Raw genomic sequence first — 21,981 nt, forward strand, 5'->3', positions numbered from 1 at the left:
CCCGATGATGAATATCGGGGATTTATATACAGACAGCATTGGGGAAATAACCGCTGGGTGCAGTTACCGCGATTAACGCTTCAGCGCATCGCTCAGTTCATCACGCATGTTTGCCAGCATGGCTTTAACAACGCGTGGGTTACCTGCAACGATGTTGCCGGTAGACATATAGTTATGGCCGCCGGTGAAATCGCATACCAGTGCGCCTGCTTCACGCGCGATCAGCTCGCCCGCAGCAAAGTCCCACGGCTTCAGCGCCAGTTCGAAGTAACCGTCAACGCGGCCGGTCGCCACGTAGGCCAGATCCAGCGCGGCAGAGCCGGTGCGACGGAAGTCCGCGCATTCGGTGAACAGTTTGCCGAGGATATTCATGTAGGTGGTTGCGTGCTGTTTCGCCTTGAACGGGAAACCGGTCGCCAGAATGGTGCCGTCCAGATCGCGTGCATTGCTGCAGCGCAGACGGTAACCGTTCAGCTGCGCGCCCTGACCGCGGGTAGCGGTGAACAGTTCGTTACGCATTGGATCATAAACAACGGCGACTTCAGTACGGCCTTTAATGCGTACTGCGATAGACACAGAGAAGTGTGGCAGGCGTTTAACGAAGTTGGTGGTGCCATCCAGTGGATCGATAACCCATTGAACATCCTGATCGGTACCTTCATGTTCACCGCTTTCTTCGGTGATGATGGTGTGCTGTGGGTAAGATTTGCGGATCGTTTCGATAATAATCGCTTCTGCGGCTTTATCGACGTTAGTCACGAAATCATTGCTGCCTTTCTGGCTGGTTTCTACGGAGTCTGGCGTTTCGTAGTGTTTGGCAATTACATTACCCGCCTTGCGCGCTGCGCGCACGGCGATGGTCAGCATCGGATGCATCGGTCTCTCTCACTGGATGTTAAAGAACAGGAAAATCGGCGCAGAGTATAGCAGCAGGATCGGAATATGTCTCTCGTTTATGATAATATGCCCGAATATTCTTTAGACACTGAATTCAGACATCCAAAACTATGCTGCAAAACATTCGAATCGTGCTGGTCGAAACATCGCATACCGGCAATATGGGCTCCGTTGCCCGCGCTATGAAAACCATGGGCTTAACGAATCTGTGGCTGGTTAATCCGCTGGTGAAACCGGACTCTCAGGCCATCGCACTGGCCGCCGGTGCCAGCGACGTGATTGGCAACGCGCAAATTGTTGATACCCTGGACGAAGCGCTGGCGGGTTGCAGTCTGGTCGTCGGTACCAGCGCGCGTTCCCGTACGCTGCCGTGGCCAATGCTGGACCCGCGCGAATGCGGCCTGAAAAGTGTCTCAGAAGCGGAACAGGCACCTGTGGCGCTGGTGTTTGGGCGTGAGCGCGTCGGCCTGACCAATGACGAACTGCAGAAGTGCCATTACCACGTCGCGATTGCGGCGAACCCGGAATACAGCTCGCTGAACCTGGCGATGGCGGTACAGGTCATTGCCTACGAAGTGCGGATGGCCTGGCTGGCGACCCAGGAGAAAGTGGCAGAGCCGAAAGAAGAGACCGCCTATCCGCTGGTGGACGATCTGGAGCGCTTCTATGGTCACCTGGAGCAGACGCTGCTCTCTACCGGTTTTATCCGCGAAGGCCATCCGGGGCAGGTGATGAATAAGCTGCGTCGTCTGTTCACCCGTGCGCGTCCGGAAAGCCAGGAACTGAACATCCTGCGTGGGATTCTGGCGTCGATTGAGCAGAAGAATAAAGAATAACGGTGCGCGTTGTTGCCCGGCGGCGCTGCGCTTGCGCGGGCCTACGGTTTTGTAGGTCGGGTAAGCGTAGCGCCACCCGACAAAAACAATGAGAGCACGGAAGGTTAAATACCTGACTAAAACAGTCAAGTAAATAGTTGACCAATTTAGTCAGGAATGTCAGACTTGGCCCTGCTATGCAATACCCCATTTTACTATAAAAAACCCCGGGCAGGGGCGAGTTTGAGGTTAAGTAAGACATGAGACTGACATCTAAAGGGCGTTATGCCGTAACCGCGATGCTGGACGTTGCGCTCAACTCCGAAGCGGGCCCGGTTCCGTTGGCTGATATTTCTGAACGACAAGGGATCTCCCTCTCTTATCTGGAACAGCTGTTCTCCAGACTGCGTAAAAATGGACTGGTTTCCAGCGTTCGTGGCCCAGGCGGCGGTTATCTGCTGGGTAAAGACGCGGGCAGTATTGCGGTTGGCGAAGTCATTAGTGCGGTTGACGAATCCGTTGACGCGACCCGTTGCCAGGGTAAAGGTGGCTGCCAGGGCGGCGATAAGTGCCTGACCCACGCGCTGTGGCGCGATCTGAGCGACCGCCTGACCGGCTTCCTGAACAACATCACCCTCGGTGAACTGGTGAATAACCAGGAAGTTCTGGATGTATCGGGCCGTCAGCACAGCCAGGAATCTCAACGCAGCACCCGCGCGCAGGACGCTATCGACGTTAAATTACGCGCGTAATAAAAAGATAAGTATTTCAGAATCAGGCCGGGGCGAAGTTGCCCCGTGTACTCGGTCGTACATCCAGCCGGTTGCCTGATTCCTTGCATTGAAGCGATGTACGGAGTTTATAGAGCAATGAAATTACCGATTTATCTCGACTACTCCGCAACCACGCCGGTGGACCCGCGTGTTGCCGAGAAAATGATGCAGTGTCTGACCCTGGACGGAAACTTTGGTAACCCAGCTTCTCGTTCACACCGTTTTGGCTGGCATGCTGAAGAGGCGGTGGATATCGCCCGTAATCAGATTGCTGACCTGGTGGGTGCCGACCCGCGTGAGATTGTGTTCACCTCCGGTGCGACCGAATCCGACAACCTGGCGATCAAAGGTGCAGCCAACTTTTATCAGAAAAAAGGCAAGCACATCATCACCAGCAAAACCGAACATAAAGCCGTGCTGGACACCTGCCGTCAGCTCGAGCGTGAAGGCTTTGAAGTCACTTACCTGGCGCCACAGAGCAACGGTATTATTGACCTGAAAGAGCTCGAAGCGGCGATGCGTGATGACACCATCCTGGTTTCCATCATGCATGTAAACAACGAAATCGGCGTGGTGCAGGATATTGCGACCATCGGCGAAATGTGCCGTGCGCGCGGCATCATCTATCACGTTGATGCGACTCAGAGCGTGGGCAAACTGCCTATCGACCTGAGCCAGCTGAAAGTCGACCTGATGTCCTTCTCCGGCCACAAAATCTATGGCCCGAAAGGCATTGGCGCGCTGTACGTTCGTCGTAAGCCACGTATCCGCATTGAAGCGCAGATGCACGGTGGCGGTCATGAGCGCGGCATGCGTTCCGGTACGCTGCCTGTTCACCAGATCGTGGGCATGGGCGAAGCTTACCGCATTGCGAAAGAAGAGATGGAAACCGAGATGGCGCGCCTGCGCACGCTCCGTAACCGTTTGTGGGACGGCGTGAAAGATATGGAAGAAGTGTATCTGAACGGCGATCTCGAGCAGGGCGCACCCAACATCCTCAACGTGAGCTTCAACTATGTTGAAGGCGAATCGCTGATCATGGCGCTAAAAGACCTGGCGGTCTCTTCCGGTTCTGCCTGTACGTCTGCAAGCCTGGAGCCATCCTACGTGCTGCGCGCGTTGGGTATGACTGACGAGCTGGCACACAGCTCTATCCGTTTCTCTTTAGGTCGTTTCACTACCGAAGAAGAGATTGACTACACCATCAAGCTGGTTCGCAACTCCATCGGCCGTCTGCGTGACCTTTCTCCACTGTGGGAAATGTTCAAGCAGGGCGTGGATCTGAACAGCATTGAATGGTCACATCACTAATCGGTACATAAGGAGAATTCAATCATGGCATACAGCGAAAAAGTTATCGATCATTACGAGAACCCGCGCAACGTTGGCTCTTTTGACAACAGCGACGAGAGCGTAGGAAGCGGTATGGTTGGCGCGCCAGCTTGTGGCGACGTGATGAAGTTGCAGATTAAAGTCAACAATGAAGGTATCATTGAAGACGCGCGCTTCAAGACCTACGGCTGCGGTTCTGCTATCGCGTCCAGCTCCCTGGTCACCGAGTGGGTGAAGGGCAAGTCTCTGGACGAAGCACAGGCAATCAAGAACACGGATATTGCTGAAGAACTCGAACTGCCACCGGTGAAAATTCACTGTTCTATCCTGGCAGAAGACGCGATCAAAGCCGCCATTGCGGATTACAAAAGCAAACGTGAAGCAAAATAATTGAGGTTTGAGTATGTCGATTACCCTTAGCGACAGCGCTGCCGCGCGAGTAAGCTCTTTTCTGGCGAACCGTGGTAAAGGCTTTGGCCTGCGACTGGGCGTACGTACCTCCGGCTGTTCTGGTATGGCTTACGTACTGGAGTTTGTTGACGAACCAGCGTCCGATGACACTGTGTTTGAAGACAAGGGCGTGAAGGTGGTGGTCGATGGCAAAAGCCTGCAATTCCTCAACGGCACTCAGCTGGACTTTGTAAAAGAAGGCCTGAACGAAGGGTTCAAATTCACGAACCCGAACGTCAAAGACGAGTGTGGTTGCGGCGAAAGCTTCCACGTTTAATCGCGCGTCATCCGAAACCCCACCGTGGCTTTATTTGCTACGCGTGGGGTTTGTTCTAACAGGCTACCCCTGAGATTGTTATGGATTACTTCACTCTCTTCGGTTTACCCGCTCAATACCCGATTGATCTCCAGGCGCTGACGATCCGTTTTCAGGACCTGCAGCGTCAGTATCATCCGGACAAATTCGCCAGCGGTACTCAGGCTGAACAACTGGCTGCGGTGTCGCAATCCGCAACCATCAACCAGGCCTGGCAGACGCTGCGCCATCCGCTGGCGCGTGCAGAATATCTGCTTTCGCTCCACGGCTTTGATCTGGCGAGCGAACAACACACCGTACGCGACACGGCGTTTCTGATGGAACAGCTTACGCTTCGCGAAGAGCTGGATGAGATTGAACAGGCCAAAGACGAAGCGCGTCTGGAAAGGTTCATCACGCGCGTGAAGGGCATGTTTGATACCCGCCATCAGCAGATGGTGGCGCAACTGAACAATGAGACCTGGGAAGTGGCGGCAGACACTGTGCGCAAACTCCGTTTTCTCGATAAACTGCGAAGCAGTGCTGAACAACTCGAAGAAAAGCTGCTCGATTTTTAATTTCGGAAGCAATTATGGCCTTATTACAAATTAGTGAGCCTGGCTTAAGTGCCGCACCGCACCAGCGTCGTCTGGCGGTGGGTATTGATCTCGGCACCACCAATTCCCTCGTGGCAACCGTGCGTAGCGGCCAGGCGGAGACGCTGGCTGACGAGCAGGGCCGCCATCTGCTGCCTTCCGTGGTCCACTACCAGCAGCAGGGCCACGCGGTGGGCTTTGATGCCCGCGCTAACGCCGCGCGCGATCCGGCGAATACCATCAGCTCCGTTAAGCGGATGATGGGCCGCTCGCTGGCCGATATTCAGACCCGTTACCCCCATCTGCCGTATCAGCTGCAGGCAAGTGTTAACGGCCTGCCGATGATTGCGACTGCGGCCGGGCTGCTGAACCCAATTCGCGTATCCGCTGACATCCTAAAAGCGTTGGCGGAGCGTGCGACGGCAACGCTCGGCGGCGATTTAGACGGTGTGGTGATTACCGTTCCGGCCTACTTTGATGACGCACAGCGTCAGGGCACCAAAGACGCCGCGCGTCTGGCGGGCCTGCACGTGCTGCGCCTGCTGAACGAACCGACAGCGGCAGCGATTGCCTACGGCCTCGACTCCGGTCAGGAAGGGGTGATTGCGGTTTACGATCTCGGCGGCGGTACCTTTGATATCTCGATCCTGCGCTTAAGCCGTGGGGTGTTTGAAGTGCTGGCGACCGGCGGGGACTCCGCGCTGGGCGGCGATGACTTTGACCATCTGCTGGCGGATTACATTCGCGAGCAGGCGGGCATCAGCGATCGCAGCGATGCGCGCGTACAGCGTGAACTGCTGGATGCGGCCATCGAGGCCAAAATTGCGCTAAGCGATGCTGAGTCAGTCAGTGTGAACGTGGCGGGCTGGCAGGGTGAGATCGCTCGTGAACAGTTTAACGATCTGATCGCCCCCCTGGTGAAACGCACGCTGTTAGCCTGCCGTCGTGCGCTGAAAGATGCCGGCGTTGAGGCGGATGAGGTGCTGGAAGTGGTCATGGTGGGTGGCTCCACCCGCGTACCGCTGGTGCGTGAGCGTGTAGGCGAATTCTTTGGCCGCACGCCGCTGACCTCCATTGATCCGGACAAAGTGGTTGCCGTGGGCGCGGCGATTCAGGCGGATATTCTGGTAGGCAACAAGCCGGACAGTGAAATGCTGCTGCTGGACGTTATCCCGCTGTCGCTGGGTTTAGAGACCATGGGCGGACTGGTGGAGAAAGTCATTCCGCGCAACACCACCATTCCGGTGGCACGTGCGCAGGAGTTCACTACCTTTAAAGACGGTCAGACGGCCATGTCCATTCACGTGATGCAGGGCGAACGCGAACTGGTGCAGGACTGCCGCTCGCTGGCGCGCTTTGCGCTGCGGGGCATTCCGGCGCTGCCTGCGGGCGGGGCGCATATTCGCGTCACCTTCCAGGTGGATGCGGACGGCCTGCTGAGCGTCACGGCGATGGAAAAATCGACCGGTGTCGAATCGTCCATTCAGGTGAAGCCGTCCTACGGCCTGACCGATGGCGAAATCGCCTCCATGATTCAGGACTCAATGAGCTACGCCGAGCAGGATGTGAAGGCGCGTATGCTGGCCGAACAAAAAGTGGAAGCCGCACGCGTGCTGGAAAGCCTGAACGGCGCGCTCGCTGCCGATGCCGCGCTGTTAAGCGCCGCTGAGCGTCAGGTGATTGACGAGGCTGCTGCGCACTTAAGCGTGGTCGCCCAGGGCAATGACGCTGATGCAATAGAAGAAGCCATTAAAAACGTTGATAAACAAACCCAGGACTTTGCTGCTCGCCGCATGGACAAATCTGTCCGCGTCGCGCTGAAAGGCCAGTCCGTGGACGAGGTTTAATATGCCAAAGATTGTTATTTTGCCTCATGCGGACCTCTGTCCGGATGGCGCTGTTCTGGAAGCGAAGACCGGTGAAACCATTCTCGATGTTGCCCTGCGTGCAGGTATCGAAGTGGAACACGCCTGTGAAAAATCCTGTGCCTGCACGACGTGCCACTGCATCGTGCGTGAAGGTTTCGACTCGCTCGCCGAGAGCACCGAAGACGAAGATGACATGCTGGATAAAGCATGGGGTCTGGAGCCCGACAGCCGCTTAAGCTGCCAGGCAGCGGTGACCGACGAAGATCTGGTCGTGGAGTTCCCACGCTACACCATCAACCACGCACGCGAGCATTAATATGGGACTGAAGTGGACAGACAGCCGTGAAATCGGCGAAGCGCTCTACGACGCTAACCCGGATCTCGATCCAAAAACCGTACGTTTCACCGATATGCATCAGTGGATCTGCGATTTAGAGGATTTTGACGACGATCCCAACGCATCCAATGAAAAAATTCTGGAGGCGATTCTGTTAGTCTGGTTAGATGAAGCAGAGTAAATCACGTAACGGGCTGCCTTCAGGCGGCCCGTTTGCTAATAAGGATAAATAAAATGACCGAAGCGATGAAGATTACGCTCTCTACGCAACCCGCCGATGCGCGTTGGGGCGAAAAAGCCACTTACAGTATCAACAACGACGGTATTACCCTGCACCTGACGGGCAACGACGATCTGGGCCTGATCCAGCGCGCCGCGCGTAAAATTGATGGGCTCGGCATTAAGCATGTCTCTCTGGCAGGCGAGGGCTGGGACACCGACCGCAGCTGGGCGTTCTGGGCCGGTTATAAAGGGCCAAAAGGCACCCGCAAAATTGAGTGGGCCAACCTTGACGAAGCCGGTCAAAAAGAGCTGGAAAGCCGCCTGACCATTATCGACTGGGTACGTGACACCATTAACGCACCGGCTGAAGATCTGGGGCCGGAACAGCTGGCACAGCGCGCCGTTGACCTGCTGTGCGGCGTGGCCGGCGATAACATGTCTTATCGCATCACTAAAGGTGAAGACCTGCGCGAGCAGAACTACATGGGTATTCACACCGTGGGTCGTGGCTCTGAGCGTCCACCGGTGCTGCTGGCGCTGGACTACAACCCAACCGGCGATAAAGACGCGCCAGTGTTTGCCTGCCTGGTCGGGAAAGGTATCACCTTCGACACCGGTGGCTACAGCCTGAAGCAGAGCGCGTTCATGGACTCCATGAAATCCGACATGGGCGGGGCGGCAACCATCACTGGTGCGCTGGCGTTTGCGATTACCCGTGGCCTGAAAAAACGCGTGAAGCTGTACCTGTGCTGCGCGGACAACATGGTAAGCGGTAACGCCTTCAAGCTGGGCGACATCATTCGCTACCGCAACGGCAAAAATGTTGAAGTGATGAACACCGATGCAGAAGGCCGTCTGGTGCTGGCCGATGGCCTGATCGACGCTTCTGCCCAGAAGCCAGAGTTGATTATCGATATGGCCACCCTGACCGGCGCGGCAAAAACGGCGCTGGGCAACGACTACCATGCGCTGTTCAGCTTTGATGACAAGCTGGCGGCCCGCCTGCTGGCAAGCGCCGCGGCAGAAAACGAACCGTTCTGGCGTCTGCCGCTGGCGGAGTTCCACCGCAGCCAGCTGCCGTCTAATTTTGCCGAACTGAACAACACCGCGAGCGCGGCATACCCGGCGGGTGCAAGCACCGCAGCTGGCTTCCTGTCCCACTTCGTTGAGAACTATCACGAAGGCTGGCTGCATATCGACTGCTCCGCAACCTACCGTAAAGCGGCGGTTGAGCAGTGGTCTGCGGGCGCGACCGGCCTGGGCGTGCGTACCGTGGCGAACCTGCTGACGGCTGAGTAATTATTGGCCCCTCACCCCGGCCCTCTCCCCAAAGGGGAGAGGGTGTTCAAATTCCCTCTCCCCTTTGGGGAGAGGGTTAGGGTGAGGGGAAAATTCGACATCTGGAATTGTTATGTCCGAAACCAAAAACGAATTAGAAACTCTGCTGGAGCAGGCGGCTACCGAGCCCGCCCACCGTCCGGCATTTTTCCGCACGCTGCTGGAATCCACCGTCTGGGTGCCAGGAACCGCGGCGGAAGGTGAGCAGGTTGTTGAAGACAGCGCGCTGGATCTGCTGCACTGGGAGAAAGACGACGGCACCTCGGTGATCCCGTTCTTTACCTCGCTGGAAGCGCTGCAGACCGCCGTTGAAGACGAACAGGCGTTCGTGGTGATGCCGGTGCGCACGCTGTTCGAAATGACGCTGGGCCAGACGCTGTTCCTTAATGCGAAACTGCCGACCGGGAAAGAGTTCACGCCGCGCGAAATCAGCCATCTGATTGGTGAAGAGGGTAACCCGCTCAGTACCCAGGAAGTGCTGGAAGGGGGCGAAACGCTGCTGCTCTCTGAAGTGGCCGAACCGCCAGCGCAGATGATCGATTCCCTGACCACGTTGTTCAAAACCCTGAAGCCGGTAAGACGCGCGTTCCTCTGTTCGATTAAAGAGCAAGCGGATGAACAGCCGGTACTGTTGATTGGTATTGAAGCTGACGGCGATATCGATGAAATCATCCAGGCGGCGGGCAGTGTGGCCACTGATACGTTGCCGGGCGATGAGCCAATTGATATCTGCCAGGTGACGAACGGTGAGAAGGGCATCAGTCACTTTATTACCGAGCACATCACACCGTTCTATGAGCGTCGCTGGGGCGGTTTCCTGCGCGATCTCAAAACCAACCGCATCATCTGATTACAGCGGGGTGACTGTCACCCCGTTGCTTCCAGCAGCAGTAAATCCATCAGCAGTACCAGATTCGACTCAAACGACGTCACCCCTGCGGCTTCCGCGGCGTAATGCACCGCCTCGTCATAGAGAGCGAAGTGCACGTCCGCCATGCCCGCCAGCGTATTGGCCGAGGCGCGGGTAAACGCGACAATCGTCATCCCGACGTTTTTGGCGATCCGCGCTTTATCCAGCACCTGCTCTGTTTCGCCGCTGCGCGAGACGGCAATAAATACCTGATAACGGGCGGCGTTGCTGAGGAAAATGTTCCGGCTGTCACCCGGCCCGGAGATAAACGCCGTTTTCCCCAGCACCTGCAGTTTTTTGGTCAGGTATTCGGCAAACAGATAGGAAAACCCGGCACCGTAGAGAAAGAAGCTCTCTTTGTGACGCAGCAGGTCGGCAAACTGCAGGCGCTTCTCATCGGTCACCCACTGGAACGTCTGCTGATAGTTGGCAATAAACTGGCTGAACAGCGCGGGCAACTGCGGAAGGGCGTTTCCTTGCGTCGTAATATGCGGCGTGTCGGTGAGGAGCTGTTTGCAGTGCCAGATAAACTCGCTAAACCCGCTGAACCCCAGCTTCTGACACAGCCGCATAATCGTCGCGGTAGAGACAAATGTCGCCTGCGCCAGTTCCCGCACCGTGATGTTACCCACCAGCAGCGGATGCTCCGTAAGATGTGCGAGTACGCGATATTCCGCGCGGGTCAGCGATTCCCCGCGCGTTAACAGCGTGGCCAGGCGGTTATCCATTATTTCGCGGGTTCAACCGGCAGATCGTCCCGCGCACCCCACTCACTCCAGGCGCCGTCGTACAGCGTGACGTCGTTTACACCGAGCGTGGCGAGCGCCAGGATCACCACGCAGGCCGTTACGCCGGAACCGCAGCTGGCAATAATCGGACGGTGTAAATCCACGCCATGACGATCAAAAATCGCGCGTAGCTCATCGGTGGTTTTCAGCTCGCCCTCAAACACCAGCTCGCCCCACGGCACGTTCAACGCCCCTGGAATGTGTCCGCGTTTCAGGCCAGGGCGAGGTTCGTCCGCTTCAGCGTTAAAACGTGCGGCAGGACGTGCATCGACGATTTGAGCAGTGTTTTCATGGCTGACGACCAGCACGTCGGTCAGGCGTTTCACCACATTTGCGTCAAACGTCGCGTCAAAATCCCCCTCCGGCAGCGTCACGTCCCCCTGCTGCAGCGGCAGTTCGTCGCGCTTCCAGCCAGCCAGACCCCCGGCCAGAATCGAGACTTTCTCGACGCCGAAGTTTTTCAGCATCCACCACGCGCGCGGGGCAGAGAAGAGGTTACCTTCATCATAAACAACGAGGTGTTTGTCTTTGCTGATGCCCAGCTCGCGCATCGCCACGGAGAAGGCTTCCGGGCGTGGCAGCATGTGCGGCAGAGGGGAGGTGTGATCGGAGAGGGCTTCGATATCAAAAAATACCGCGCCCGGCAGGTGCCCTGCGCGGTATTCACCGGGAACGTCACGATGCTCCTGGCCCGGAGGAGCCATACGCGCGTCAATAATCTGCACTTCAGGATCGTCGCCGTGCTCAATCAGCCAGTCGGCGGCGACAAAATATGAGGTGGACATGGGTTGCCTCCATTCTTTTCCGTAAAAAAGGATTGTCGGTGTTTTTTCTGACACCGACAAGCAAACCACGTTCAACTCGCGAGCAAGCCCCTATTTTTTCACCGCTTCGCCGTTCTGCCAGGCTTTTTGCAGCGCAGGCCAGTACTCGCGGTTAGCCTCGATCATCTCATCCAGAATCGCTTTCGCGTGCTCCATGGTCGGCACGGTACGGTTTAGGGTAAATGCCTGCAGCGCTTTCTCATAGCTCCCTTCAATGGTTGCTTCCACCAGCAGTTGTTCAGAGGCGAGCTGCTGTTGTAGCAGCGTCTGATGGAACAGCGGCACCTGGCCCACGCGGACAGGCTCTGGCCCCTCAGAGGTGATATAAGCGGGAACCTCGACGACCGCATCGTACGGCAGATTGGTAATTGCCCCGCGGTTTTCAACCATCACCAGATGACGGCTACGCAGGTTGAAGGCCAGCGAGCAGGCGACATCGACGATGAACTCGCCGTGAACGCCAACGTGGAAGGCATCCGGCAGGATCCCGGTACGCTTAAATTCTTCGGCTGCGGCAAACAGCTTTTTCTCGCGCCCGTTCATCACTTCGTTAGCGCGGGTGTAGTCCGGGTTCTGATGCTCAACAATCTGGTTCGGCATCAGGTAGTACTGCAGATACGGGTTCGGCAGATACTCCGGGAAGTTATCCATGATCGGCTTGATGTTGCGCCAGGTTTTCACCCACGACGGATCGGAGTGCTGCGGGTCGGTTTTGGCGGCATCTTCCGTCAGCAGACCAAACTTCGCGATATGTTTACGCAGCTCCGGCAGCTTGTCCTCGCCGTCCACCAACACACGGGTAAACCAGCCGAAGTGATTCAGCCCAAAGTAGTCCACCTCCAGCTTGCGGCGATCAACCCCCAGAATCGCCCCCATGTTACGCATTGCAGCAACCGGCATATCGCAAATATTCAGCACGCGGGCGTTCGGTCGCAGGCGACGCACCCCCTCTGCGACGATTGCCGCCGGGTTGGAGTAGTTTACGATCCATGCTTTTTCATGCGCGTAGCGATCCACCAGATCGATAAGCTCGACCATTGGCAGGATCGTACGCAGCCCGTAAGCCAGCCCGCCGGGGCCGCAGGTCTCCTGACCAACCACGCCGTGGCGCAGCGGGATCTTCTCATCCTGCTCGCGCATTTTATACTGGCCAACGCGCATCTGGGCGAAGACGAAGTGTGCGCCGCTGAAGGCCACTTCCGGGTCACTGGTGACGGTAAACCTGATGCTCTGGCTGTGGTCGCGGATCACTTTTTCCACCACCGGGGCAATCGTGTTCTGACGCGCCTCGTCGATGTCGTAGAGGCGGATTTCGGCCAGTGGGAAGTCCTGCAGACGCACCATCAGGCTTTTCACAATACCTGGCGTGTAGGTGCTACCGCCGCCAGCAATCGACAGAATGAATGGGGGTGTAAACATCTTTAGCTCCTTTCAGAGAAACGTCTCAACGGCTTCTCGCATTTTTTTGACATGCAGCCCGTAGACCACCTGAACGTTGTTACCTTGTTTGATAATCCCTTTCGCGCCGGTCGCTTTCAGCCGCGGCTCATCAATGATGGCGACATCCTTCACCGTCACACGTAAGCGGGTGTAGCAGTTATCCACCACTTCAATATTTTCCCGGCCGCCCAGACCGACGACGATGGATTCACCCAGCCCGTCGTTATTGCCCTTCGCCTGGTACTCCTGTTTGCTGTAAAGGCGCGTCTCCTGGTCCTCATCTTCACGCCCTGGCGTTTTCATGTTGAAACGCAGGATCAGGAAGCGGAACACCACGAAGTAGAGGGCGAACATGATCAGCCCGACCACGATGTACATCGGCCAGTTGGACTTCTCCGTGCCGAGCGGCAGGTTGTAGAGAATAAAATCGATAATCCCGTTAGCGCCGATGGCGTGAACACCCAGCAGGGAGAACAGCATCATCCCGATACCCGTCAGCACCGCGTGCACCACGAACAGCAGCGGGGCGACAAACAGGAAGGAGAACTCGATGGGCTCGGTGACGCCGACCAGCAGCGAAGTGAGCGCCGCCGGGATCAGAATCGCTTTTGCTGCCGCCTTACGCTCCGGCTTTGCGGTCATGTACATCGCCAGCGCCGCCGCCGGCAGGCCAAACATCTTGCTGATGCCGCGCGCATCCCATACCACCGTGCTGCTGAGCTGTTTCACCTCCGGACAGGCCATCTCCGCGAAGTAAATGTTGCGCGCGCCCTGATAAACCGTACCGCACACCTCTTGCGTGCCGCCCAGTTCGGTATACAGGAACGGGGTATAGACCAGATGATGCAGACCAGTGGGTACCAGAATGCGCTCAAGGAAGCCGTAGATCGCCACGCCGAACGGACCAGAACCTTTGATGGCAAGCGCCATTGCGCTAATGCCGTGCTGGGCAAACGGCCACAGCTCGCTCATCACTACGCCGAGCAGCATGGAAACGGGCAGCATCACAATGGCGACAAAACAGTGACCAGAGTAAATCGCCATCGCGCCGTTAAACTGTACGTCGGAGTATTTGTTGTACAGGTATCCGGAAAGCGCGCCGGTCAGGATCCCGGCGAACACACCCATCTCCAGCACCTGAACGCCCAGCACCATGGTCTGCCCGGCGGCTTTCATCTGTGCTGCGGGTGCCAGTTCGCCCTGAAGCTGTAGCGTGACGTTCATGGCGTTGATAAACACCACAAACGTCACCAGCCCAATCAGCGCCGCGTAGCCTTTGTCCCGTGTTGCCAGACCAATCGGGATGCCGACGGCAAACACCAGGGCCAGGTTAACCAGCACCGACACGGCAGATTTGGCGATCAGCTGGCCGATATTCTGGATCAGCGGATGGCCGAGAAACGGCAGATACTCGGCCAGGTTGCCATTGCCCAGCACATTGCCAAAGGCGATAAACAGACCAACGATCGGTAAAATAAGTACCGGTCCGTACAATGATTTTCCGAAATTTTGTAGGGCGTTCACGGCTCGTTTCATGGCTTTCTCTCTTATTGAACCGCGCACTCGGGGTGCGTCTTGAGCTTAAAACTAGCAGGCTTCCGGCGAGCTTATCCAGCTATCTTCTTGTTTTAAAAACAAATGACGTGAAAGGTAACATGTGACGTTTGACGTTGTGATCGGCGTAACATCACCACGTTGACGATGCGAGCCGCCTTCCAGATCCTAAAAATGGACTTTTTGTATTAACGAAACTTGCGGATAATACTTATCCGGAAGACGACCAACAGGCTCCATGGGCCAGGGACAAAGGATGAAACCGTTTCGCTTAGCCGCGCTCTCTCTTGCGCTACTCACCACGTTTACGCTTGTCGGCTGTGATAACAGCGACGATAAACCTCAGGCTGCGGCTCCCGCGGCATCTACAGCAACCACACCAAAAGCGGCCGAAAAGCCAGACGCTGACAAGCTGGCAAAACTGGCGGCACAAAGTCAGGGCAAAGCGCTCACTCTGCTTGATGCCTCTGAAGTGCAGCTGGACGGCGCCGCCACGCTGGTGCTGACATTCTCTGTTCCACTGAATCCGGATCAGGATTTCTCGAAAACCGTGCATGTTGTGGATAAGAAAAGCGGCAAGGTTGACGGGGCGTGGGAACTGGCGCCGAACCTGAAAGAGCTTCGTCTGCGCCATCTGGAGCCTAACCGCAATCTGGTCGTCACCGTGGAACGCGATCTGCAGGCGTTAAACAAAGCGACTTTTGGCATCGACTACGAAAAAGCCCTGACCACCCGGGATGTAGAGCCGACGGTCGGCTTCGCCAGCCGCGGGTCACTGCTGCCGGGTAAAGTGGTGGAAGGCTTGCCTGTCATGGCGCTCAACGTCAATAACGTGGACGTGAACTTTTATCGCGTGAAACCGGAGTCGCTGGCTTCATTCGTCAGCCAGTGGGAATACCGTAACTCGCTGACCAACTGGGAATCTGACAATCTGCTGAAGATGGCCGAGTTGGTTTATACCGGTCGTTTCGATCTTAACCCGGCACGCAACACGCGTGAAAAACTGCTGCTGCCGCTGAAAGATATCAAGCCGCTCCAGCAGTCGGGCGTCTATATCGCAGTGATGAATCAGGCAGGGCACTACAACTACAGCAATGCCGCCACGCTCTTCACCTTAAGCGATATTGGGCTGTCCGCTCACCGTTATCATAACCGTCTCGATATCTTCACCCAGAGCCTGGAAAACGGTGCGGCGCAATCCGGCGTAACCGTCACGCTGTTAAACGATAAAGGGCAGACCCTGGCTGAGGCGAACAGCGATGCCGACGGCCATGCAAAGCTCGAAACTGACAAAGAAGCCGCGCTGATCCTTGCCAGTAAAGATGGCCAGACTACGCTGCTTGACCTCAAGCTGCCGGCACTCGATCTGGCGGAGTTCGACATTGCCGGTAGCCCGGGTTACAGCAAGCAATTCTTTATGTTTGGCCCGCGTGACCTCTATCGCCCAGGCGAAACGGTGATCCTGAACGGCTTACTGCGCGACAGCGACGGTAAACCGCTGCCCGCGCAGCCGGTGAAGCTGGATGTGCTTCGCCCGGACGGGCAGGTAGCGCGTACCGTCGTCGTCCAGCCGGAGAATGGTCTCTATCGCTTTAACTATCCGCTGGACAGCGGGGCACAAACCGGCATGTGGCATATCCGCGCCAATACGGGCGATAACCAGCAGCGTCTGTGGGACTTCCATGTCGAAGATTTTATGCCAGAGCGTATGGCGCTGAATCTGAGCGGACAAAAAACGCCGGTTTCACCGCAGGATAACGTCGACTTTAACGTGGTGGGATATTACCTGTACGGCGCACCGGCCAACGGTAATGCCCTGCAGGGGCAGCTCTTTTTGCGTCCACTGCGTGAAGCGGTTCCGGCGCTGCCTGGCTTCCAGTTTGGCGATATCGCCGAAGACAACCTGAGTCGCAGCCTGGATGAAGTGCAGCTTACGCTTGATGAACAGGGGCGTGGGCAGGTCTCTACAGAAAGCCAGTGGAAAGAGGTGCACTCTCCGCTTCAGCTGATCCTGCAGGCCAGCCTGCTGGAATCAGGCGGTCGTCCGGTGACGCGTCGTGCTGAACAGGCTATCTGGCCAGCAGCCGAATTACCGGGTATTCGTCCTCAGTTCGCCAGCAAGGCGGTGTATGATTACCGCACCGATACCACCGTTAACCAGCCTATCGTCGATGAAAACGGCAACGCCAGTTTCGACATTGTCTATGCCGATGCCAGTGGGGCGAAAAAGGCTGTTTCCGGGTTACAGGTGCGCCTGATCCGCGAACGCCGCGACTACTACTGGAACTGGTCAGAAAGCGATGGCTGGCAGTCCCAGTTTGATCAAAAAGATCTCATTGAAGGCGAGCAGGAGCTGACCCTCAAGGCCGATGAAACGGGTAAAGTGACGTTCCCTGTAGAGTGGGGCTCCTATCGTCTGGAAGTGAAAGCGCCTGATGACATGGTCAGCAGCGTGCGTTTCTGGGCCGGGTACAGCTGGCAGGATAACAGTGACGGCACGGGAGCCGCGCGCCCCGACCGCGTGACCCTGAAACTGGATAAGCCTTCTTACCAGCCGGGTGACACCATCCAGTTGCATATCGCCGCACCTGCCGCAGGTAAAGGCTATGCGATGATTGAATCCAGCGAAGGGCCGCTGTGGTGGAAAGAGATCGACGTCCCGGCCAACGGACTGGATCTGTCTATTCCGGTAGACAAAGCCTGGAAACGCCACGACCTCTATCTCAGCACGCTTGTGGTTCGCCCTGGCGATAAATCCAAATCCGCCACGCCGAAGCGGGCGGTTGGCCTGCTGCATCTGCCGATGGGGGATGAAAATCGCCGTCTGAATATCGCGCTGGATAACCCGCAGAAAATGCGCCCTAACCAGACGCTTTCCGTGAAGGTAAAAGCCAGCGTGAAAGAGGGCCCGGTACCACAAAAAGTGAACGTGTTGGTCTCCGCGGTGGACAGCGGCGTGCTGAACATTACTGATTACGTCACGCCGGATCCGTGGCAGGCCTTCTTTGGTCAGAAGCGCTATGGCGCGGATATCTACGATATCTACGGCCAGGTGATTGAAGGCCAGGGACGTATGGCCGCGCTGCGTTTTGGTGGTGACGGCGATGAGCTTAAACGCGGCGGTAAGCCGCCGGTGAACCATGTCACCATTATTGCCCAGCAGGCACAGCCAGTGACGCTTGATGCGAATGGTGAAGGGTCCATCACCCTGCCAATTGGAGACTTCAACGGTGAGCTGCGTCTGATGGCGCAGGCCTGGACGGAAGAGGATTTCGGCAGCAGCGAAAGCAAAGTGATTGTGGCCGCGCCGGTCATTACCGAGCTTAATACGCCGCGCTTCCTGGCAAGCGGCGATACCTCACGGTTGACACTGGATCTCACTAACCTGACCGATCGGCCGCAAACGCTAAATGTGGCCTTAACCGCGACCGGCAAGCTGTCGCTGGAAGGGGCGCAGCCGCAGCCTGTCAAACTGCCACCGGGTGCGCGCAGCACGCTGTTTATTCCGGTGCGTGCACTGGAAGGTTACGGTGACGGCGAAGTGACGGCGCAGGTAACAGGACTTCAGCTGCCTGGCGAGGCCTTCGCTCCGCAGCAGAAGAGCTGGAAAATCGGCGTCCGTCCTGCGTTCCCGGCGCAGACGGTGAATACCGGGGCCATGCTCAACCCGGGTGAGTCCTGGACTGCGCCAGGGCAGCATATCAACGGCTTCTCTCCCGCTACATTGCAGGGACAACTGCTGCTTAGCGGCAAACCGCCGCTTAATCTGGCGCGCTATATCCGTGAGCTGCAGGCATATCCTTATGGCTGTCTTGAACAAACCACCAGTGGCCTGTTCCCGTCGCTCTATACCAACGCGTCACAGCTGAAGGCGCTTGGCATTAAAGGCGACACGGACGACAAGCGTCGTGCTGCCATTGATATTGGCATCTCCCGCCTGCTGCAGATGCAGCGTGACGACGGTGGTTTTGCGCTCTGGGATAAAAACGGTCCGGAAGAGTACTGGCTGACTGCCTATGTCACTGACTTCCTGGTGCGTGCCGGTGAGCAGGGCTACAGCGTGCCGACGGATGCGGTCAATAATGCCAATAGCCGACTGCTCCGCTACCTGCAGGATCCGGGCATGATGTCCATCCGCTACAGCGACGATACCCAGGCCAGCAAATTTGCCGTGCAGGCCTATGCCGCACTGGTACTGGCGCGCCAGCAAAAAGCCCCGCTGGGTGCGTTGCGTGAAATCTGGGATCGTCACGGGCAGGCGGCTTCCGGTCTGCCGCTGATGCAGCTCGGTATGGCACTCAAACTGATGGGGGATGCCCCGCGCAGCCAGCAGGCGCTGGATCTGGCCCTCAAAACGCCGCGCAACGACAGCAGAAACTGGATGGCGGATTACGGTAGCGCGCTTCGTGATAACGCGCTGATGCTCTCCCTTCTGGAGGAGTATAAGCTGCTGCCTGATGCGCAAAATAGGCTGCTGAATGCCCTGTCTGAACAGGCCTTCAGCCAGCGCTGGCTGTCAACACAGGAGAGTAACGCGCTGTTCCTGGCCGGACGTTCGCTACAAACTCTGTCCGGAGCATGGCAGGCGGAAACCTCACTCTCGGGTAGCGCATTGAGCGGTGACAAGGCGCTGGTGCAGAATATGAATGGCGATCAGCTTGGTGCGCTGCAGGTGACCAACACCGGCACGGCACCGCTTTGGGTGCGTCTGGATAGCACCGGTTACCCGGACTCAGCTCCTCAGCCATCCTCGAATGTTCTGCAGATTGAACGCCATATTCTGGCAACCGACGGCAGTTCGAAATCGCTCTCTTCGCTGAAGAGCGGTGAGCTGGTGCTGGTATGGCTGGAAGTGAAGGCCAGCCAGAACGTGCCGGATGCGCTGGTGGTGGATCTCCTCCCGGCGGGTCTGGAGCTGGAGAACCAGAACCTGGCAAGCAGCAGCGCCAGCCTGCAGGACAGCGGCAGCGAAGTGCAGAACCTGCTTAGCCAGATGCAGCAGGCGGATATTCAGCATATGGAGTTCCGCGACGACCGCTTTGTGGCCGCAGTGCCGGTAAACGAAGGGCAGCCGGTTACGCTGGTTTATCTGGCGCGCGCCGTGACGCCGGGAACGTACCAGGTACCGGTGCCGCTGGTGGAGTCCATGTATGTTCCGCAGTGGCGGGCAACGGGTGCGGCCAGTGGCCCGCTGATTGTTGTACCGTAATATGTCAGTTGCACGTCTGATACGCTCCCGCTGGCTGTGGCTGGCGGGGGCGCTTCTCATTTTATGGGGGCTGATCGTTGCCGCCGACCGCCTCTGGCCGTTGCCGCTGAAAGAGGTTAACCCCGCCCGGGTGGTGGTGGATGAGAAGGGCACGCCGCTCTGGCGTTTTGCCGACAGCGAAGGGATCTGGCGTTATCCGGTCACGATTGAAGAGGTCTCTCCTCGCTATCTTGAGGCCCTGATCCAGTATGAAGATCGCTGGTTCTGGGAGCATCCAGGCGTGAATCCTTTCTCTGTGCTGCGCGCCGCCTGGCAGGATCTGACGTCCGGTAAGGTTGTCTCCGGGGGCAGCACGCTGACCATGCAGGTTGCGCGTCTGCTGGATCCGCATCCGCGTACCTTTGGCGGTAAAATTCGTCAACTCTGGCGGGCGATACAGCTTGAATGGCACCTCTCCAAGCGCGAGATCCTCACCCTCTACCTTAACCGCGCCCCGTTTGGCGGGACGCTCCAGGGAATAGGTGCTGCAAGCTGGACCTATCTGGGTAAACCGCCATCACAGCTCAGCTATTCCGAAGCGGCCCTGCTGGCGGTGCTACCTCAGGCCCCCAGCCGTTTACGCCCGGACCGCTGGCCGGCGCGGGCGGAAGCGGCGCGCAACAAAGTGCTCGACCGGATGGTAACGCAGGGCGTCTGGTCAGCCCGACAGGTTAACGAATCCCGTGAAGAGCCGGTATGGCTGGCTCCCCGGCAGATGCCCCAGCTGGCGCCGCTCTTCGCACGTATGATGCTGGGAAAAAGCCGTGATACCAAAATTGTCACCACTCTGGATGCCGCCTTACAACGGCAGCTGGAAGAGCTGGCAATGAACTGGAAATCCCGCCTGCCGGCGCGCAGTTCGCTGGCGATGATCGTCGTGGATCATACCAATATGAAAGTGCGCGGCTGGGTCGGTTCGGTGGATATTAACGATGACACCCGCTTCAGCCATGTGGATATGGTGAATGCGATCCGATCCCCGGGATCGGTACTGAAACCTTTTATCTACGGTATGGCGCTCGACGATGGATTGATCCATCCCGCTTCGCTGCTTCAGGATGTCCCCAGGAAAACCGGTGATTATCGTCCCGGTAACTTTGACAGCGGATTCCATGGGCCGGTGAGCATGAGCGAAGCGCTGGTGCGCTCCCTTAATCTGCCTGCCGTGCAGGTGCTGGAGGCGTACGGGCCTAAGCGTTTTGCCGGCATGCTCAGCAACGCAGGGTTGCCGCTTATTTTGCCTGCGGGGGCGCAGCCAAATCTGTCGTTGATCCTGGGCGGGGCGGGAGCGCGGCTGGCAGATATTACTGCTGCCTACAGCGCTTTTGCCCGCCACGGTAAAGCGGGAAGGCTGCGCTTACAGCCAGGTGATACGCTGGTTGAACGTCCGCTGTTGTCACCCGGCTCGGCCTGGATTATTCGCCGTATTCTGGCGAATGAAGCCCAACCGTTACCGGATAACGCACTGCCGCAGGTTGCGCCGCTGGCATGGAAAACGGGCACCAGCTACGGCTATCGCGATGCCTGGGCCATTGGCCTGAATGCGCGTTACGTGATTGGCATCTGGACCGGAAGGCCGGACGGCACGCCCGTGGCGGGACAGTTTGGTTTTGCCAGTGCCGTGCCGCTGTTAAATCAGGTGAATAACCTGCTTCAGTCGCGCTCAACGATAGACGAAGCGCGCCTGCCACGCGATCCGCGCCCGGAAAGCGTCGGGCGAGGCGTGATCTGCTGGCCTGGCGGGCAATCTTTGCCGGAGGGCAGTGAAAACTGCCGTCGACGCCTGTCGACCTGGCTGCTGGAAGGGAGTGAGCCGCCGACGCTGTTGCTGCCGGAGCAGGAGGGCATCCGCGGGATCCGTTTCCCGATCTGGCTGGATAAAACTGGCAAACGCGTGGCGGCAGATTGCCCGGATGCCACAGAGAAAGTGCTGGACGTCTGGCCGCTACCCCTGGAGCCGTGGCTGCCTGCAGCAGAAAAAAGAGCGGCACGTCTTCCCGCACCCTCAACGGTTTGTCCACCGCTGGATGATAACAATGCGGCACCGCTAATGATTTCGGGTGTCAGAGAGGGGGCGGTCATTAAACGTCTTCCGGGTGAGGACAATGTGACAATTTCCGTCACGACCAGCGGGGGAGAAGGGCAGCGATGGTGGTTTTTAAATGGCGAGCCTCTCGAACATAAAAATCGGAATTTTTCAATGCAGTTATCTTTGCCCGGTAAATATCAATTAGTTGCAATGGATGAGGCCGGGAAATTGGCTACGCTTAATTTTGAATTAAGCCGCTAACCCC

Annotated in this window: 18 protein-coding genes; 13 read left to right on the forward strand and 5 right to left on the reverse strand. The window is 57.4% G+C overall.

Going from position 1 to position 21,981, the window contains the following annotated elements:
- Positions 1–72: 72 nt before the first annotated feature.
- Positions 73–876 (reverse strand): inositol-1-monophosphatase, encoded by an 804-nt coding sequence (gene suhB / locus AC2FAK_RS17450; protein WP_013098296.1) that lies wholly within the window; start codon positions 874–876, stop codon positions 73–75.
- A 131-nt stretch (positions 877–1,007) separates the two neighbouring features.
- On the opposite strand from suhB, the gene trmJ reads away from it, so the two are divergent.
- The 11 genes from trmJ to sseB all read left to right on the forward strand — a co-directional run bounded on the left by trmJ (position 1,008) and on the right by sseB (position 9,773).
- On the forward strand, positions 1,008–1,733 hold the full coding sequence (gene trmJ, locus AC2FAK_RS17455; protein WP_013098295.1) for a tRNA (cytosine(32)/uridine(32)-2'-O)-methyltransferase TrmJ: 726 nt from the start codon (positions 1,008–1,010) through the stop codon (positions 1,731–1,733).
- A 239-nt stretch (positions 1,734–1,972) separates the two neighbouring features.
- Positions 1,973–2,464, forward strand: coding sequence for a Fe-S cluster assembly transcriptional regulator IscR (gene iscR, locus AC2FAK_RS17460; RefSeq protein WP_013098294.1), 492 nt, complete (start codon positions 1,973–1,975; stop codon positions 2,462–2,464).
- Between the two features lie 117 nt (positions 2,465–2,581).
- Positions 2,582–3,796 carry a cysteine desulfurase gene (iscS, locus tag AC2FAK_RS17465; protein ID WP_003860663.1) on the forward strand — a complete coding sequence of 405 codons (1,215 nt, stop codon included), beginning with the start codon at positions 2,582–2,584 and terminating at the stop codon, positions 3,794–3,796.
- A gap of 24 nt (positions 3,797–3,820) precedes the next feature.
- Positions 3,821–4,207 (forward strand): Fe-S cluster assembly scaffold IscU, encoded by a 387-nt coding sequence (gene iscU, locus AC2FAK_RS17470; RefSeq protein ID WP_003860661.1) that lies wholly within the window; start codon positions 3,821–3,823, stop codon positions 4,205–4,207.
- Between the two features lie 13 nt (positions 4,208–4,220).
- The gene (gene iscA, locus AC2FAK_RS17475; protein WP_003860659.1) at positions 4,221–4,544 is read left to right on the forward strand and encodes an iron-sulfur cluster assembly protein IscA; all 324 of its coding nucleotides are present in this window, start codon (positions 4,221–4,223) and stop codon (positions 4,542–4,544) included.
- Positions 4,545–4,624: 80 nt separating this feature from the next.
- Positions 4,625–5,140 carry a co-chaperone HscB gene (hscB, locus tag AC2FAK_RS17480; protein ID WP_095455399.1) on the forward strand — a complete coding sequence of 172 codons (516 nt, stop codon included), beginning with the start codon at positions 4,625–4,627 and terminating at the stop codon, positions 5,138–5,140.
- 14 nt (positions 5,141–5,154) lie between these two features.
- On the forward strand, positions 5,155–7,005 hold the full coding sequence (gene hscA, locus AC2FAK_RS17485; RefSeq protein ID WP_095455400.1) for a Fe-S protein assembly chaperone HscA: 1,851 nt from the start codon (positions 5,155–5,157) through the stop codon (positions 7,003–7,005).
- Between the two features lies 1 nt (position 7,006).
- Complete coding sequence (gene fdx / locus AC2FAK_RS17490) at positions 7,007–7,342, forward strand: ISC system 2Fe-2S type ferredoxin (protein ID WP_003860652.1); 336 nt, start codon at positions 7,007–7,009, stop codon at positions 7,340–7,342.
- 1 nt (position 7,343) lies between these two features.
- Positions 7,344–7,544 carry a Fe-S cluster assembly protein IscX gene (gene iscX, locus AC2FAK_RS17495; RefSeq protein WP_003860650.1) on the forward strand — a complete coding sequence of 67 codons (201 nt, stop codon included), beginning with the start codon at positions 7,344–7,346 and terminating at the stop codon, positions 7,542–7,544.
- 53 nt (positions 7,545–7,597) lie between these two features.
- A complete protein-coding gene (gene pepB, locus AC2FAK_RS17500) occupies positions 7,598–8,884 on the forward strand; it encodes an aminopeptidase PepB (protein ID WP_047023267.1) in 1,287 nt (428 codons plus the stop codon).
- A gap of 112 nt (positions 8,885–8,996) precedes the next feature.
- Positions 8,997–9,773: an enhanced serine sensitivity protein SseB gene (gene sseB, locus AC2FAK_RS17505; RefSeq protein ID WP_095455401.1), complete on the forward strand. Its 777-nt coding sequence runs from the start codon at positions 8,997–8,999 to the stop codon at positions 9,771–9,773.
- A gap of 17 nt (positions 9,774–9,790) precedes the next feature.
- Here sseB and AC2FAK_RS17510 read toward each other — a convergent pair whose 3' ends face one another.
- The 4 genes from AC2FAK_RS17510 to AC2FAK_RS17525 form a co-directional block, all read right to left on the reverse strand.
- Positions 9,791–10,561 carry a MurR/RpiR family transcriptional regulator gene (locus AC2FAK_RS17510; RefSeq protein ID WP_013098289.1) on the reverse strand — a complete coding sequence of 257 codons (771 nt, stop codon included), beginning with the start codon at positions 10,559–10,561 and terminating at the stop codon, positions 9,791–9,793.
- Positions 10,561–11,406, reverse strand: coding sequence for a 3-mercaptopyruvate sulfurtransferase (sseA, locus tag AC2FAK_RS17515; protein ID WP_095455402.1), 846 nt, complete (start codon positions 11,404–11,406; stop codon positions 10,561–10,563). The genes AC2FAK_RS17510 and sseA overlap by 1 nt, the downstream gene beginning before the upstream one ends.
- A 90-nt stretch (positions 11,407–11,496) precedes the next feature.
- Positions 11,497–12,864 (reverse strand): 6-phospho-alpha-glucosidase, encoded by a 1,368-nt coding sequence (locus tag AC2FAK_RS17520; RefSeq protein ID WP_095455403.1) that lies wholly within the window; start codon positions 12,862–12,864, stop codon positions 11,497–11,499.
- A gap of 12 nt (positions 12,865–12,876) precedes the next feature.
- On the reverse strand, positions 12,877–14,421 hold the full coding sequence (locus AC2FAK_RS17525; protein ID WP_095455404.1) for a PTS transporter subunit EIIC: 1,545 nt from the start codon (positions 14,419–14,421) through the stop codon (positions 12,877–12,879).
- A gap of 274 nt (positions 14,422–14,695) precedes the next feature.
- Between AC2FAK_RS17525 and AC2FAK_RS17530 the strand changes: the two genes are divergently transcribed.
- Both AC2FAK_RS17530 and pbpC read left to right on the forward strand, forming a co-directional pair.
- Complete coding sequence (locus AC2FAK_RS17530; protein WP_095455405.1) at positions 14,696–19,648, forward strand: alpha-2-macroglobulin family protein; 4,953 nt, start codon at positions 14,696–14,698, stop codon at positions 19,646–19,648.
- 1 nt (position 19,649) lies between these two features.
- Positions 19,650–21,977: a peptidoglycan glycosyltransferase PbpC gene (gene pbpC, locus AC2FAK_RS17535; protein WP_095455406.1), complete on the forward strand. Its 2,328-nt coding sequence runs from the start codon at positions 19,650–19,652 to the stop codon at positions 21,975–21,977.
- Positions 21,978–21,981 lie beyond the last annotated feature (4 nt).

The sequence above is a fragment of the Enterobacter cloacae complex sp. 394F7 genome (genome assembly GCF_057320385.1).